Consider the following 16,320-nt stretch of genomic DNA (forward strand, 5'->3'; position numbering starts at 1 on the left):
CGATGCTGTATCAAAACCAACCCTGCGAACTCATAGGAACAAAAGAGGTATTCGGGCATAAAATTGCCTGGATACGTCTTTTAGAAAATAATACATTCATAGAAGTTCCTTTTCAAGAACTACAAGAAGACGAGCAAACCATCCACCTGCCACATATTCGTTATGTGGCTTTGGCGGCTAAGATAAAAGATGAGGTAGCCAAGAAAAATATCCTTGCACCTTACGAAAGCAGTTTGGTGCCTTTGCCACATCAAATCTTAGTGTTAGAGAAAGTAATGCAAGCCGAACAAAATCGTTTCATGCTGGCAGACGAAGTGGGAATGGGAAAAACCATAGAAACAGGACTAATCCTGAAGGAATTAAAACTAAGAGGCGAAATCAAACGGGTATTGGTTATCGTTCCCAAATCCTCTATGCTGCAATGGCAAGCCGAGTTAAAAGAGCATTTTAACGAGGTTTTCCATATCTACGATTCAGAAATGATTACTTCTTTAGCACGTACTTTTTCAAACATCAACGCCGATGAAGAGTTTAACTTTTGGCGTCAACACCACCAAGTCATTGTTTCTACCGATGCGTTAAAACCATTAGACCGTAGACAAGGCTGGACACAAGAACGCATAGACGAATACAACCGTTACCGTATGGATGCGGTTCTGAATGCCGATTTCGATTTGGTGATTATAGACGAAGCACACAAAATGGGTGGAGCCAATGCCTTAGTTTCAAGGTATGTATTGGCGCAAGAATTGTGCAATGCTGTACCAAATGTTTTGTTATTAACGGCAACACCACATAGAGGGAAAGCAGATCATTTCAGACGTATTTTACAATTATTAGATCCAGATGCCTTTGCTGGTGATGGTTTACCGGAAATTTCAGAATTAGAACAATATGTAATCCGTACAGAAAAAAGAAATGCAGTCGATTACGAAGGAAATAAATTGTTTAACGAACGGTTCACCTACAAATTGGATGTGTTGCTGGATATAAACAAACATGCCAAACAAATGGCATTGTACCAAGCGGTAACCCAATATGTCATCAAAGGTTTCAATACTGCTAAACGTTCAAAGAATAAAGCAACTGGACTGATTATGATTCTTTTCCAACGTTTGGTAAGTAGTTCTACTTTAGCCATTCTATCCGCAATGGAAAAGAGATTATACCGTTTGCAAAATAATTTGTTAGAAGCAGATAACGATTGGTCAGATGATTATGAAAGGGCTACTGAAGAAGAGTTAATCGACTTAGATTTTGAAGGAATCTATTTTAATGCTTCAGATGGTTTAGAAGATGAAGAAGCGATTTTAGTTCAATTAATCACGCAAGCGAAAGAGTGTTTAGCAACAGAAATTGATGCCAAAGCAGAAGCGCTATTAAAGAAATTTGAAGCCTTACAACAGGAAAAAAACGACACCAATCTTAAGATTTTGGTGTTTACAGAATTTAGAACAACACAAAAAATGTTAGTGGATATCTTTTCTAAAAAAGGATATCAAGTGGCATTTATAAACGGAGGTCAAGATTTAGATGAACGTAAACGAGCGCTGGTTTCTTTTAAAACAGATAAACAAATTCTTATAGCCACAGATGCTGCGGGGGAATCGCTGAACATGCAATTTTGCCATGTCATTTTCAATTACGATTTACCATGGAATCCTATGATGATCGAGCAACGTATCGGTCGTGTAGACCGTATCGGGCAGAAACATCCTGTACAAGCATTTAATTTATTAACCAACAACAGTGTAGACCAAAGAGTTTATGAGGTAATTGAAGAAAAGCTTACCAATATTTTAGAACAATTTGGGATTGATAAATCATCGGATGTATTGGATTCAGCAATTGATATGAAAAAGGTCAATCAATTGTATTTACAAAGTTTATTAAACCCAGAACGATTTGATTTTGCAAGTGATAGATGGATGCATGAGATTAAAAGTAAATTAAAAGAGTTTAAATCAACAGAAGGCATTTTACCTTTAGTTCAAGAAGAAGAAATTGAGTATAAAAAAGCAGCGGATGTAAAACACAGTCCATTGCCTATTTGGTTAGAAAATTTATATACCACTTATGCGCAAATTAAAGGTACTTCTTATACCACAACGACTTTAGGCTATGCTATTTTAGGTGAAAATGGGCAAAAGAAGAAAATTACTTTTGATCCAGAAGTAGCTTTAAATAATCCAGATGTGGAGCATATTACCTTACAGCATGACACCATCAAAAGTTTATTAAATCAACTTTCTGAATTTTCTATCGATAAAGGAATTCCTGTTGTAAAGTCGAAAGAATCAGATGAAACTTCTGGGTATTGGAGTTTATGGCAAGTAAGTGCTAAAAATCAGTTAGATCAAAAAATAGATTACATCAGTTGTTTTGTGGCAGATAATGGCAAACAATATACAGCTTATGCCAATGATATTTGGTCGAGATTGATGAGTTTAAAGGATAACTTTTCGTTTCAATCTACTTTACACCCTGAGAATTGGCAAGATATCCAAAATAAAGTGAATGAGGTATTATACGAAACATTCAAAAAATTAGAGGCGGAATTAATTGAAAATTTGGTTAAAAAATTAAAAAATAAAGAGAACGCTTACAACGTACAAAAAAGAAGAATAGAGAAAATTGGAATTGAAAACATTAAAGAATCAAAACTAAAACGATTAGACCAAGAACACAACAACTGGTTATCAAAAATGAAAGAATATCGTAATGTTATTCCTGGTTCTAAATTATTGATGACAATACGTATAGATGGAGAATAATTTCATATACCAAATCGCAAAGGATTTAAAATCTTATCATTCAAAAGTTCTTCGTGTCGAAAATTCTGATGGATTTTTAAAACGTAAAGACATCATTGCTGCTTTAAAGAATTTTGGTATTGAAGTAGTATGTGGAACCAATTTAGAGTTACGCATCCATTATGAATTAAGAAATGAGGAAGAATATTGTGTTTTAATTAATGACGATAATAATGGTTTTTTACCAGATATTACAGCAAATTCTTCTGCATTAATATGGTCTTTAGAGCATTATTTCAATTTTTTACATGTACCATCTATAAAGGATTTAGATATAAAATTATTGAATAAAATTTTCAAACAAGAGGTTTTTATTCCATTAAATAAAGCAGATACTGTAAAATTAATTGAAAAATTACGTTCAGAAAGCCTCATAGAAAACGAGGACGAACAAGAAAATCAATTAGTTGAAATTATTAAAGAAACACTAGCAGATACACCCATTAATTGGAATACCATTGCACGTGATATAGCTGAGTTAATCAAAAGAACAATCAAAAAGGGAACTTTAAATAAGTATGCCGAACTAATTACAGAAGTAAATGAATCTTTCCAAGTAGAATTGGAAGTGAATTATAAGCACATTAAAAATTCGAGTGCTGTAAAGAAACCTAAAATAGTATCCAAAGTTTTAGATCATATAGCCTTTAATTATATAAAGGACAAAATAGCATTAATTGTAGTCGATGGATTAGCGTATTGGCAATATGTATTGCTGAAAGAAAAGTTAGATGTTGAAGCTACTGAGCAAACCATTTATTCGTGGATCCCTTCTATTACGCAACTTTCAAGACAAGCAATTTTCAGAGGATCTAATCCTTTAGTGGAATATAAACAGGCTCCTGCAAATGAAAGAAAAATGTGGGAGAACTATTGGATATCAAAAGGAATTCCTAAGCATCAAATCACCTATTTTCATAGTGAAAGCTTAGAAGAAAATAACCTAAACTATTCTAAAATTGCGGTTGTATATAAAGAGTTAGACGATAAAATGCACAGTTCCGATGATTATAAGGATTTATATGATTTGACAATGAATTGGATAGAGAAAACGTCACTATTTAATGACATAGAACTATTAATAAAAAACAATTTTAAAGTATTTTTGACAACCGATCACGGCAATATAGAAGCTAAATCTTGGAGATCATTAGTAGGGAAGGAAAAATTAGGTACCAATAAATCAGGTAGTCGAAGCGAACGACATATTGAATATACAGATACCTGGTTAAAAGATGAACTATTCAATAATAACCCAGAACTTATAAATTTTGTAGTATCTGAAGAAAACGCGCTCTATTTCAAAAATAACCTTAGTTTCTCTAACAAGGATACTTTAGTAACGCATGGAGGAGCACATGTTTTAGAAGTGCTTATTCCATTTATAGAAATTAAAAATAATGAAGAGTAAATCCATAGATATCAATCAACGTATACCTTTAGATGCTTTGCATGTTGCATTACAGAGCTATCTTGGTGGGGAGTATGATGAGCAATATATCTTAGAACAATTACACCTTGATTTTACAGGAGAGAATAGAATTAAAAAGTCATTACGAATCATCAATAAAATAATTTTAAAAAATCCCTTAGTACCTTATGTAGATCAACATAAAGAAGAGATTTTAAATGTTTTGAAAAGAAAAGATGATCGAAATTTAATATTAATTGCTTTATTGAATGCATCGTTCCCGTTTTCATTTGACGTATTACGAACATTCGGTAAATATTTAGCGGTACAAGACCTAGTCAATACAGAAACGATTTCTAAAAGCATTTCCAATGTATATGGTGGAAATAGAGCCACTGAAATTGGATTATATAGCGTTATACCAATGTTTATTGAAGCAAACATTCTTCATAGACCAAAGCAGGGTTTATATGAAGTAAATAAACAATTTCATTGTACATCTTCCCTAAGCATAGATTTATACAAAGAATCATTAAAATTCAACGCAGAATTAAATTCATTCATCTGGGATGAGTATTCAGAACCTTATTTGATTTTCTTGAAAAATTATTAGTATAAATATTTCTAAAAGGAGCAAAAATTTGCTCCTTTTTTATTTCCCTAAAATATTGTAAATTAGTTGTAAGCATTCAGTACCGATAACCCTAATTAATCACGATGAAATATGCAGCAACTTACGATAAATTTAATACCATTAGAGATCAATAACGCTACTTTACAATGTAGCTTTTATACAGAGAAGTTCGAAGGTTCATATCCATTACACAGAAGCGAATTACCTTGCGAATTATGGGACAATCATCAAGAGGAAATAAAAGATAAATTTTATTATACTTCATTTGAAATTGGGCAAGATGCTGCATTCACCACAACCATAGATTTATCCAAATCAACCAAATTTGCCAAACACTTTTATACGCAACAGCTATTGCGTTATATTTCGCCATTGGTAGATGCGGTAAAACTAAACTTTGTAAAAGACATCGAAGTTTGGATGAAGAACACCCAACTATCTAAAACAGAGTACACCACTTACGATAAATACACGTTAAAAATAGAATATTCATACCTCATCAATAACTTAGCGTTATTAATAGCGTATGATGGCGTATCTAAGGTAGCTACACAATCCATCAACACATTTAATATTCCAACCCATCATTTCAAAAAAGTAATATTCAGAAACGAGATTTTAAGTTTCGATAAACTACATAACGAAGCAAAATTACATTTGGAAGAAGTATATCCAGTGCTAAACATCGGACTAAAAAACATTTTAGGAATAGAACATACGATTGATAAATCAACCAACAGATACAAAACCTATTATCAGTTAATCAATGATTTTAAGAAGAAATATGTAAACAACAGCACATTAAGTTTTATAAATCCATCAGATAACTTTTACCCAATACCAGCCGAAAAGGTATATGCTACGCATTACCATTCCAATAATTTAAGGTTTGGCACAAATAGCGAAATAGATCCAAAAATCGGCATCAAAAAGTTTGGGCCTTATCAACCAAGCCCACATCAACACGTGAAGTTCTTTTTTATATATCATCAGCCTGATAGACAAGAATATGTAAAACCTTTATACACTTATTTTACCGAAGGTTATAAAACATTTTTTCCGCCATTAGCTAAACATATTTGTCAACCATTCCATATGGATAAAGACAACAGCTTAGCGTATAAGGACATTAAAACAGCTTTAGTAGAATTAAAGCAACATCTCATACATTTCAAAAAAGAACCCAATACACGATATGTAGCCATCTATGTGAGTCCTGTTCATAAAGAATCCGAGCAAGATGTACAGTTGTATTACCAAATCAAAGAGGAATTATTAAAGCAAGATATTTCCTCACAAGTAATTTATAAAGAAAGCATCAAAAACAATTATTTCGGAGCATTCTTAGAGAACATTACACCCGCTTTATTAGCCAAAATAGACGGTATTCCTTGGCGTTTGGATAGAGAGCTAAAGCAAGAATTAATCATTGGTGTAGGAGCTTTTAAATCGGCTCAATTCAACACACGTTATGTAGGCAGTGCATTCTGTTTTAATAACAAAGGAGAATTCAAAGGATTTGATTGTTTCAGAAACAACGAAATAGATTTAATAGCAGGAGCAATAGGAAAGCAGGTGCTAAAATTTGTTATAGATAATAACAACCAAGCCGAACGATTAATCATTCATTATTACAAACCAATAGGAAAGGATGAAATAGACCCTATACAACAAACATTAAAACGATTAAACCTAGATATTCCAATCATTATTATTTCTATCAACAAAACAGAATCATCAGATTATGTAGCATTTGATACCCAATCACCAGAATTAATGCCAATAAGTGGAACAATATTGCAAATCAGTAAACTAAAATATTTATTGTACAACAATACAAGATATTCAGTAGAAGGCAAACCAATAGCATATCCATTTCCAGTAAAATTGGCATTATACTGTACAGACAAAGATTATTTAGAAAATGTAAACAACGTAAAAGAATTAATAGACCAAGTGTATCAATTCAGCAGAATGTATTGGAAATCAGTTAAGCAACAAAACTTACCTGTAACCATCAAATACCCAGAAATGGTAGCACAAATATTCCCACACTTCGAAGGCGACAAATTACCCGACTTCGGAAAAAACAACCTGTGGTTTTTGTAAGAAAGAAATACTAGTAGATTCGTAATTGAATAATAATTAATTGTTTGAAAATTATTTATATTTACAATCTAACATATAATAACCAATAATATTAATACATATTAATTTTGATTCTAGCAAAAACAATAGGTTCTGTTGTACAAAGATATCAAACAGATGGTCACAGTCCTTATTTAATGTTGGATGAGGATCTCGATAAAATTATTTTAAAACCTAAAAACTCAATAAATGATACCATTTCTTTACAAAAAGAATACTTATGTAGTTTACTATTAGATTGTTGGAATATTAAAACTCCAAATGTTTATTTATGCAATATAGATAATGATTTATATGATAAAATTTCTACAGAAGATATACGATTCAGATATTCTGAATTCTATTTTGGTTGTCATTTCATTGAAAATCAGTTTGAATTAAATAGATTATTTAGTTTTAGTGGAAAAGTTCCCTTACGTAATTTTCAAAATATTGAATCAATAATTTATATAGCATTATTTGATATTTGGATTGAGAATGATGATAGAAAACCTACTAATAATAATTTATTGTGTAGTATAGATAATAATAAATTTGAATTATATGCAATCGATCACGCATTTACTTTTGCTTCTTTGACTTTTAATAGCTTATCAGATGAATATTTGAGTTTTAGTGATAATGATTCAATATTGTATTCTGAAGTTGGCATATCAATTGTTAAGTCCTTAAATATTAACGAAGATTGGATTAGTCATCTTAAAGAATATTTTTATCTTTGCATTGATAATGTAAGGCAAAATATAAATGAAATCTTCAATAATATACCTGAATATTTTTCAATTTTAGAACAAGATAGAGATATAATTAAACGTTATTTATTTAGCGAATTAAGGATAGAAGAAGTTTTTAATACATTATTATATATAATTAACGACATAAGAAAATGAAATCATTTTATACATTAATTAAGGTTAGAACAAATCAATTATCAGGCGATAGCTTGACTATTGGTGTTGTTGTATTCAATGAATTCAAATTCAAAGTTCAGTTTTCAAAGCAAAAAATTTCTACAGCTAAATCTTTAGTTGATATTGAGAGTAAATTTTTTGATTTAATTATTAAGGAAATAAAACAAAACTTAGAGAGTTCAAATAAAGATTTTGATTCGTATAAAAATGGTCTATTAAATGTTGATTATAAATTCAACGATTTATATTTTGATTATCTTTCTAGATATTCAAACGGAATTATTGAATTTACAACTCCTAAATTTATAGCATTAAAAAATACGGAAAATGAATTTTCTAAAATTTTCAGTATGTTCGTTGATAAATCCATTTTTACTGAAGATTTGAATTCTGAGAAAAAAATAATTGAAGAGAATTTTCATAAAAGAATTAAAACAAATTTAATAGATAGAGTTGAAGAAAAAGTTCATACCAATATCAAATTAGATAATGATATTATTCCTACATTAATTAATACATTCGAATTAGATTGTGTTGGAAAAAATGGAGTTTTAATTGGAGCAAAATCAATATCCTTTAATCAATCTAAAGATACCATTCATAAAAACTTAAATACTTACATTAGTATAATTGCTCATCTATCTAAGAAATACCATAAAGGATTAGATGTTAATCAGTTCTTTTTAATTGCTGATGAACCAAAGGTTAATACTGATGAGTATCGTTTATGGAATTCAATTAGAAAAGAAGATGATATTATCAAAGTAAAAACTTCAGAAGAATCAACTAGCATCGCAGAATTGATATTATCAAAAAAAGCATCAACTTTTATAGAATAAAACAAGGGGCATTTAGCTCCTTTTTTTTATGAAATAAAACGGCTTTTAAGTTTCAGCAAAATTGAAGGTTTATCCATTCTATTCTATGGTACTGCCGCCATTTTATACTGTCATATTTTTTGCAATGTTCATTCGTCGGCTTTATTGCACATTGCTTAGTTACGTTCCTTACTAAGCAAAGAGCAAGCCTCCTCATTTCACAAGCAAAAAAACGCTACACTCCAACCACCACCACCGTTTCGCTTATGCCAGTACTAAAATTGGCGTAAGCTAAGTTACATAACGTGGCATTATAGTCCTAAAGGCTACGGGGACAAGCCCACTATAATAACGTTATGTAAAATAGCCAGTACCATAGGCGTTCGTGCTAAATTGAACGTTTCTGCCTTTAAGAAAAGCCGTTTTATTTCCACAACTCCCCACCACCCTTTTCAATGGTCAGAAAAAAATTAAACTATGATTTTTTAGTGGTGTCGGCTATTGTAGGATGCTATTCCATTTCATTACATAGCACCCACATCGACTAAATGGTGCTGCAAGAGTAGTTCAGCCTTTCCATTCTTATTGCTTTATTTATAGTGGTCGCAGGCAGATGCTCACATACAGTCTACAAATTATTATTGCTTGCTTTGCAAACTTCGCAATCTTTGTAAACTTGCAGTTCGCATTTTGCCTGCTCCTTTTTGATAAAGGTAAGCAATAGTTCATTCTCAGGCATTCACTACACTTGCCACCGCACCATTTCCACATTTGATTTTGGTATAGTTTATTTTTTTCTGGAGTTAATTGCCCCAAGAGTTGTGAGAGGTAGTACCAAGAACTCAAAGTTTACCACAAGACGAAATGTTAGGAAATATCTTAATCAAATACTACCCAGTATTTCCAACTCATTCGAATTAACAAGACGATATGTTAGAGAATAAGTGCTGAAAATATTATCCAATAAATCAACTTTTAAGTTGGAAAAGGAAAACAGCTTCTGCACATTTTTTCATCAGTCATCCTTTAGAAGATGAGGCAATCACATCATATTTCAAAAAATAAAAAGGAAAGCAAGTTAGGCTGTTTCGGTACTGCTAACGCACAAAGCCGTAAAGGTCAAGCCCTACGGGTTTTGGATAAAAAATCTCCACCTATACAGGTTGTATTTTTTATCCAAAAACCTTGACTGCTTTGCCTCACCAGCCTTTTGAGCGGCTTTCTTTTTCTTTTTTTTTCCGTTTTTTTTCTGTTTTCTTTTGAAAAAATGATGCGAAGCGTGAGCGAGCAATAAATTTTAAAGCTCGTATTATGCAAAAATTTGAATTAAAAACTTTCAGCCCCAAGAATCAAAAATCACAATTTGAATTTTACATTCTGAATAAAGGTAAAAACAGCGGCAAACCGTTGGATGAACCTTGTGCAAATTGCTATGTATTACGTACAAATTCCGAAGAAGAAAAGCAATTTTTCAAAACCTTATGCGATGGATTATTCAAATCTAAATCCTACTACAATTATTTGAAAGGATCAGTGATTTTATTTGTAACTATTAACGATTGTAAATCCATCATCAAAAACGGATTAATACAAGCAAATGCCAATTTACCCCTGTTTAAAAAATCGGTAAAAGCTATTAAAGAATTAGAGCAAAAAGAAAGACAATATTTAGAAACATTACAGCTCATTTCCGAAGCTAAAAGAATAATTCTATACCGATATATTAAAAGGCGTTAAAACGCCTTTATTTCGTATTTAAACGATAGATAATCAACACATATTTAATAGATGATTAATCAATATAGGAAAATTAATGCAAAAAGTAAAAGCCTACTCAAACGAGCAGGCTTTTCAATTTTCCGAAACCTCTAATCTCTAATGATGAATTAGAATATTTTTACAACCTTCATTGCGTTACCTTGAGCAAATAAATAATAATTTCCATTTACTTCTTGGTAAAACTCAACCGCTAAAATATTAACTACAGAAACATCAGCAGAAAGGGTTGGAGAACCTGGCAATGTCGTAGCAACAGAAATTGCAGAAGTCATTGCATTTACAGGTAAATAACCCGAATCAGCTGTAGCAGTCAATCCATTATTTACGTTATCTTTTGGTTCGTAAGACTTAGTTAAAGGATTGTACGCAAAGTCAGATAAAACCGTAATAGCATTGATAATTCTAAAATGCGTAGCACCAGCAGGAATAAACATATTATCCAATGGATTAAATGGTGCAATTGCTAATGTTGACTCATCACGATCTACATTTGAAGTAATTGTGTAAGGAGCATTAAAAACACCATTTAAAGAAGAAAATTTATTGAATTCAAAACCTTCTAAATATTGAGGAGCAGCAGTAATTAAAATTGCTCTTTGACCTCTGGCTTCTGAACCATCTTCTAAATTAATTTTCTTCATAACCGCAGTAATACGACCTGTCACTTGACTATCAGCATTATTACGAATTAGATTTGCAATACTTGTTCTAAATGAACGACCAGTAGTAGCACTACCACCAAACTCATTCATATTTTCACGAGTACGAACGAAAGCAGGATCGCTTGCAATTTGTTGTGCAGTAGGTCCACCTTTTAACCCAGCATAGAAACCTTTGTTTCCTTTAATCTTAAAATGTCTAACGTCTCCTAACGTTCCAACATACTTAATGTGTCCACTCTGTCTAGCCATAATATTAATTATTAAATAGTTACAAATTATTATCGTAAATTTACATATAAATAATTGATAATCAGAATGTTAACAAGTGCAATGTGAAGCAATTAAATGTAATCGGTCAGACTATTTCAAAAACGCATCTTAAAATTGAAAAATACAATGATGGGGATGGAATTTTTGTAAAAGATTTAATTACGAACGAAGTAATTGAAATTAGATTTTATGGTATTGATGCTCCAGAATTAACACCTTGTAAAAAACTAAAACAAGACGAATTGGAAACATCAGTATCAGGAAGATTATTAATTGAATTAGGTTATAAATCATTAGAATTTTTAAAAACATTAGTTCAGATAAATGATCCAGTAACCTTAATTCAAGAACGTGATAATACGAAAGATAAATACGGAAGAACTTTAGGATATTTAATTTTAAAAGATGGAAGGATAATAAACGAAGAAATGATTAAATTTGGCTTTGCTAAAGCCTATAATAAAATACATTGTAATCAGTTACCATTATATCAAGAATTGAATCTGAAAGCAAAATCAGAAAGGTTAGGGCTATATTCTTATGTTAAAAATTTCTAATTGAGAATCAGTTATTTTCCTTTGTTTTCTGTACAATTTCTATAATTTTGTTGCCTATTTGTTACCCAAAGCACATAACTATCTGAATATCAATATTAATTACTTTTTGCATCGGGAAATAATACTTATTAAAAATTATGTTATATAGAAAAAGGTTTTCAATAAAATTGAGAACCTTTTTCATTTTTGGTTTTACGATTTCATCTTAAAAGCAATCAAAAATTCGTCAAAAGTTAGGAAGTCTTTTTTCTCTTTACCGATTATCTGCTTTGCTCTATTGAGTAAGCGTAGACTTTGCCTATACCCCTTTCCCGTAATAATTGATACATCTTTCGGATAAATCACCATTCTTTGTAATTCGTTATTTTTCATTTCTGTAATAATTAGCATTACCTCAATGAAACTTAAATGAATGTTGTTAAAATTTACATCAATAAAATAAGATTTCCAAATCTTACTTGTAATCAAACACTTAGTCTTCGTCGTAAGGGTTGTTTTTCTTATGCAGTAAATATGATGTTCCATAACTGCATATTGCTCCTACTATTCCCATACAAATCGTATAAACAAGTTGTTCCCACTGAATGGTCGCTACCAAACTTGTCATTGTTCCTCCTATCGTTCCAACAATTAACGATGTATTACTATTATTCATCATCATTACTTTGGTTTTTGTCGTTTACCGTCAATTGACTGACAGCTGATATTACTCCTCCTGCTACGGTCAAATAACCTCCTATGGTCACTAATGTTGCTGGTAATGCTATAGGAGCAGCAATTAATACACCTCCAATTGCAGCTAAGGTTAATCCTATATTTCGTAGTTGTTGGAATAATTTAGGTGTAGGTGCTGTAAAGCGATTAATAATTGTCATGTTGTTTACTTTTAATCCTTAAACTTACTTTTTGATCACGATCAAGTTTATCATTTACTAGAGTTTTAAGTTTTGTAAATGCTTTTCTTGATAACTCTCCTCTCCCTTCACCTGTTAATATGGTTACTGGAGCTATACATCCTTGTAATTCAGTTTTTGCATGATTGGCAGGATGAATCAAAATCAATGAACGATTGGGTACATTTGTAATCAGAAAATGTTGACCAAATTTTGGTGAGCTTCTCTTTTGGATTGCATAACATCCTTCTGGTATACATGAATTGCGGGGTTCGTTCTCCTTCCATGGTAACTCGATCGTATAACAAATAAACTTATCGTTGATGAATAAGCTACCATTTGTACCATTCGGATAATACATTCGTTCTACTACAATTGTCATCATGGTAAATTGATTTCGATTAAATGTGCTGCATTAAAACTTCCATTTTTTAATGGATACAAAACGGTATTCACCTCTTGGTAGAATTCGATTCCAATTGCTAAAGCGATTGTATGCTCTGAATTTGGAGAAAGATTGTTCAACAATTCTACATCATTCACTTCAACCTCATCGTATGGATAATAATCGGTATACGATGTTTTGGTAATGTATTCGTTCTTCACAAAATCAATTTCTGTAGAAGCTGCTACAAATCGGTAATTGGTAGCTCCTTGTGGTGCTATTATCACATCTAAGGGTTTGTATGCTTCTAATGTAAATTTTGTTTCACCAGAAGTACGTTCTATATCTACTTGTACAGGAATTAAGACCGTTTTTAACCATGATGCCCCTGCATTAAAATCAAAGCCTTTCATCAGTAATTGATTTCCTTTGTGTACATTTCTTTGTCCACGAGCATTTGTAGTATCTTCTTTTAGGATACCATGCATTACTTTTGTGAGACGACTTGATAATTTGCTGTCTTTTGCATTTTTTTATGATCGCATTGAATGCGTTTCGTAGTGTTTTTCCAGCAGTACCTGCATTCTTAAATTCTTGCATATTTTCTCTGGTACGCTGAAATCGCGGATCACTCATTATGGTATTACGGTCTATAGAACTTTTTTCTCTTACCATATAACCATCTTTTGATTTGTAGAAGTTTAAATCTCCGATTGAACCTCTAAGTTTTAAAAAGCCTTTTTGCTTTGCCATTTTTTTAAATTTTTAATTAAACATTGATCTCCATTGCGCAATGGTTTTGTAAAGTTGCAACAGCAATATGTTTAAAGCAATAGCTAAGTCCTTTTTAATGCCTGTATGTCAATAAATTACATTAATAAGCCATTATATACTCTCTATATTTTTTTGCTTTTGAATTTTAATAAAATCTAAAGGTCTTAAACCTGTTTCACTGTAAAATACATTTGAAAATTGTCTGGGATTCATATAACCTACTATTTCTCCTAATGCCCCTACACTATAATTAAGGTATTGTGGCTGTTCTTGCAATAAATCAGTAATAAATTTTATTCTCAACCGATTGATGTACGATGAAAAATTAATTCCTTTGTACTGATTGACACATTTTGATAAATAAGTGGTATTCGTTGAAAAAGATTTTGCTAAACTAACCACTGTTATATTAGGGTTTAAAAATTCTTTATTTTGTTCAAATTCTTCAAATTTTAACAATAAACTTTCAAATGCCTCTTTGTTCAATTCATCTTCATCTTTAATCGATGGTTTCCGTTCTTTGTAACTTGATTGAGCAGATTCTTTAATAAACAGATTGTATTTATCGATTAAATGTTTATTTTTATTTCTCGTTTTTACAATTCCTACGATCAATACTATAATTCCAGTAAAAGACGTAGCCAATACGTAATATAATTTTTGAGATTTATTCAATATTTTTTCCTTTAATTTGAGCAATTGCACTGTGTCGTATTCTTTGTACACCACTTGTATCATTTCTGCATCTAACTTATAATTTAACTCATCCATTTTTAGTAATTGATTGACAATATATAACTGTCTGCTCGTATCAGAAGCTGCTAATGCCTCATCTAAAATGTTTTCGTATATTGGTCTGTATTTAATTTCTAAGAAGTTGAATTTATTGAAAATACTATCTATTTTGTTAAAATATATTATTTTATGTTGTTGATTATTCAATTTATCAAATGCCTTTGCTTTGTAGTAATAAATTTTGGTTAGTGTATTAAAATCATTCGTTTTTATTAAAATATCTTCTTTAGTTGATAATAATTGAATAGACGTCACAAATTGATCATTTAAAAACTCATCAATTGCTTTATTTATCGTAAAGTATCTATGGAAAAATTCGTTATTTTCAAGTTTGCTTTTATTTAATCCTAATTGATTCAATTCTTTCGCTTTTGCTTTGTTACCAACTTCTTGATGGAGAGATGCTAATTGATATATTGTATTTAATAAATAGGCTTGGTAATCTTTGTTCTCTGGTTTTGATTGAAAAAAGTTTTTACATTTCAGCAACAATTCTTCTGCTTGGTTACATTGATTTAATTTGATTTTTATCATTGCCATATTAAATGTTACTTTATGTAATAAATATTGGTCTTTTGAATATTTTAACTCCTGATCTGCATATAAATAATTTTGTAACGCCTCTCTATAATCTTTTGCTTTGTAATAGGCTAGCCCTTTTGATAATAAAGCTGTTGCTATTAAATCTTTGTTTTTTAATTTCCGGGCAGTAATTATCGCACTATCTGCATATTCTATTTGAGTATTTAAATGACTTGAAAAAAAGATTCCTTCTTTATAAGCATAAAATAAATTTAGCTTATCCTTTTCTTTTTTAGCATTTCTTATATACGCTTGCACATAGATCATCGCATTTGGATGATGCTTTTCATCTATTAATGCATCCAATTTTTCTATTAGATAGGCATTATCTTTTGAGGCTAAGGAATCAACTTGATTAGCCATTGTTATAAGCGGAAGTAGAAAGAGTATGTATGTGTACACTACAACTCTTTTCATGGTATAGATCTATTGATTACTACTAAAATACTTTATTTTATATCGTAAATCGTTTATTAAGTACTTAATCGTTTAAAAGTGTATAATTTATAAATTATACATTCTTTTTATAAAATGTACTTGTTGTAATCTTTGTTGTTCTATAAATATCTCTAGTTTTGAATGTCTTTGAACAAATAAGTCTAATCGATTACTTCAAAGAAACTTAAATGATGAATAAAAAAGAGAAGTTTTACTTCTCTTTTTTATTACCTCAACTTTATTGCCACTCTACTGCCACTATGTTGCCTTCATCTTGCCTTCATCTTGCCTTGATGTTGGGAGTATGTGGTAATGTGGTAATGTGGTAAGCAAAATTAAAATTTTGAAATAAGGTTTGTTTGTTTTTTCTTATTAATTTCTTCGTTCTCTTTCGTGATGGATTTTGTCATTCTGAGCTTATCAAAGAATCTTATTTTCATTTTTATTCAT

At 30.9% G+C, this 16,320-nt stretch carries 14 protein-coding genes; 8 read left to right on the top strand and 6 right to left on the bottom strand.

The features are described 5' to 3' along the window. The first annotated feature begins 2 nt into the window (after positions 1-2). The 7 genes from B3J26_RS10185 to B3J26_RS10215 all read left to right on the top strand — a co-directional run bounded on the left by B3J26_RS10185 (position 3) and on the right by B3J26_RS10215 (position 10,472). Positions 3-2,774, top strand: coding sequence for a helicase-related protein (locus B3J26_RS10185; protein WP_291074415.1), 2,772 nt, complete (start codon positions 3-5; stop codon positions 2,772-2,774). Next, positions 2,764-4,224, top strand: coding sequence for a PglZ domain-containing protein (locus B3J26_RS10190; protein ID WP_291074417.1), 1,461 nt, complete (start codon positions 2,764-2,766; stop codon positions 4,222-4,224). Before B3J26_RS10185 ends, B3J26_RS10190 begins: the two co-directional genes overlap by 11 nt. Then, positions 4,214-4,837: a hypothetical protein gene (locus B3J26_RS10195; protein WP_291074419.1), complete on the top strand. Its 624-nt coding sequence runs from the start codon at positions 4,214-4,216 to the stop codon at positions 4,835-4,837. Before B3J26_RS10190 ends, B3J26_RS10195 begins: the two co-directional genes overlap by 11 nt. A 111-nt stretch (positions 4,838-4,948) precedes the next feature. Next, on the top strand, positions 4,949-6,967 hold the full coding sequence (locus B3J26_RS10200; RefSeq protein ID WP_291074421.1) for a Piwi domain-containing protein: 2,019 nt from the start codon (positions 4,949-4,951) through the stop codon (positions 6,965-6,967). Between the two features lie 107 nt (positions 6,968-7,074). Continuing rightward, positions 7,075-7,896 (top strand): HipA family kinase, encoded by an 822-nt coding sequence (locus B3J26_RS10205; protein WP_291074423.1) that lies wholly within the window; start codon positions 7,075-7,077, stop codon positions 7,894-7,896. Next, positions 7,893-8,756 (top strand): hypothetical protein, encoded by an 864-nt coding sequence (locus B3J26_RS10210; RefSeq protein WP_291074425.1) that lies wholly within the window; start codon positions 7,893-7,895, stop codon positions 8,754-8,756. Before B3J26_RS10205 ends, B3J26_RS10210 begins: the two co-directional genes overlap by 4 nt. Before the next feature lie 1,290 nt (positions 8,757-10,046). After that, a complete protein-coding gene (locus B3J26_RS10215; RefSeq protein ID WP_291072121.1) occupies positions 10,047-10,472 on the top strand; it encodes a DUF6943 family protein in 426 nt (141 codons plus the stop codon). 149 nt (positions 10,473-10,621) lie between these two features. Here the strand turns inward: B3J26_RS10215 and B3J26_RS10220 are convergent, their stop codons facing one another. Beyond that, the gene (locus tag B3J26_RS10220; RefSeq protein ID WP_291072123.1) at positions 10,622-11,425 is read right to left on the bottom strand and encodes a hypothetical protein; all 804 of its coding nucleotides are present in this window, start codon (positions 11,423-11,425) and stop codon (positions 10,622-10,624) included. A gap of 83 nt (positions 11,426-11,508) precedes the next feature. On the opposite strand from B3J26_RS10220, the gene B3J26_RS10225 reads away from it, so the two are divergent. After that, positions 11,509-12,003, top strand: coding sequence for a thermonuclease family protein (locus B3J26_RS10225; RefSeq protein ID WP_291072125.1), 495 nt, complete (start codon positions 11,509-11,511; stop codon positions 12,001-12,003). A 192-nt stretch (positions 12,004-12,195) separates the two neighbouring features. Here the strand turns inward: B3J26_RS10225 and B3J26_RS10230 are convergent, their stop codons facing one another. The 5 genes from B3J26_RS10230 to B3J26_RS10250 form a co-directional block, all read right to left on the bottom strand. Further along, on the bottom strand, positions 12,196-12,375 hold the full coding sequence (locus B3J26_RS10230; RefSeq protein ID WP_286496310.1) for a hypothetical protein: 180 nt from the start codon (positions 12,373-12,375) through the stop codon (positions 12,196-12,198). Positions 12,376-12,650: 275 nt separating this feature from the next. After that, positions 12,651-12,878, bottom strand: a complete 228-nt coding sequence (locus B3J26_RS10235) for a hypothetical protein (RefSeq protein WP_115000470.1) — start codon at positions 12,876-12,878, stop codon at positions 12,651-12,653. Then, positions 12,865-13,281 (bottom strand): DUF5675 family protein, encoded by a 417-nt coding sequence (locus tag B3J26_RS10240; RefSeq protein ID WP_306822320.1) that lies wholly within the window; start codon positions 13,279-13,281, stop codon positions 12,865-12,867. Before B3J26_RS10240 ends, B3J26_RS10235 begins: the two co-directional genes overlap by 14 nt. Beyond that, entirely contained in the window at positions 13,278-13,769 is a 492-nt protein-coding gene (locus tag B3J26_RS10245) for a hypothetical protein (protein ID WP_291074427.1), read from the bottom strand. Before B3J26_RS10245 ends, B3J26_RS10240 begins: the two co-directional genes overlap by 4 nt. Positions 13,770-14,166: 397 nt before the next feature. After that, positions 14,167-15,795, bottom strand: a complete 1,629-nt coding sequence (locus B3J26_RS10250; protein WP_291074430.1) for a helix-turn-helix domain-containing protein — start codon at positions 15,793-15,795, stop codon at positions 14,167-14,169. Positions 15,796-16,320: the final 525 nt, after the last annotated feature.

Source organism: Empedobacter sp. UBA5987, from assembly GCF_002429865.1.
GTDB classification, from domain to species: Bacteria; Bacteroidota; Bacteroidia; order Flavobacteriales; family Weeksellaceae; genus Empedobacter; species Empedobacter falsenii_B.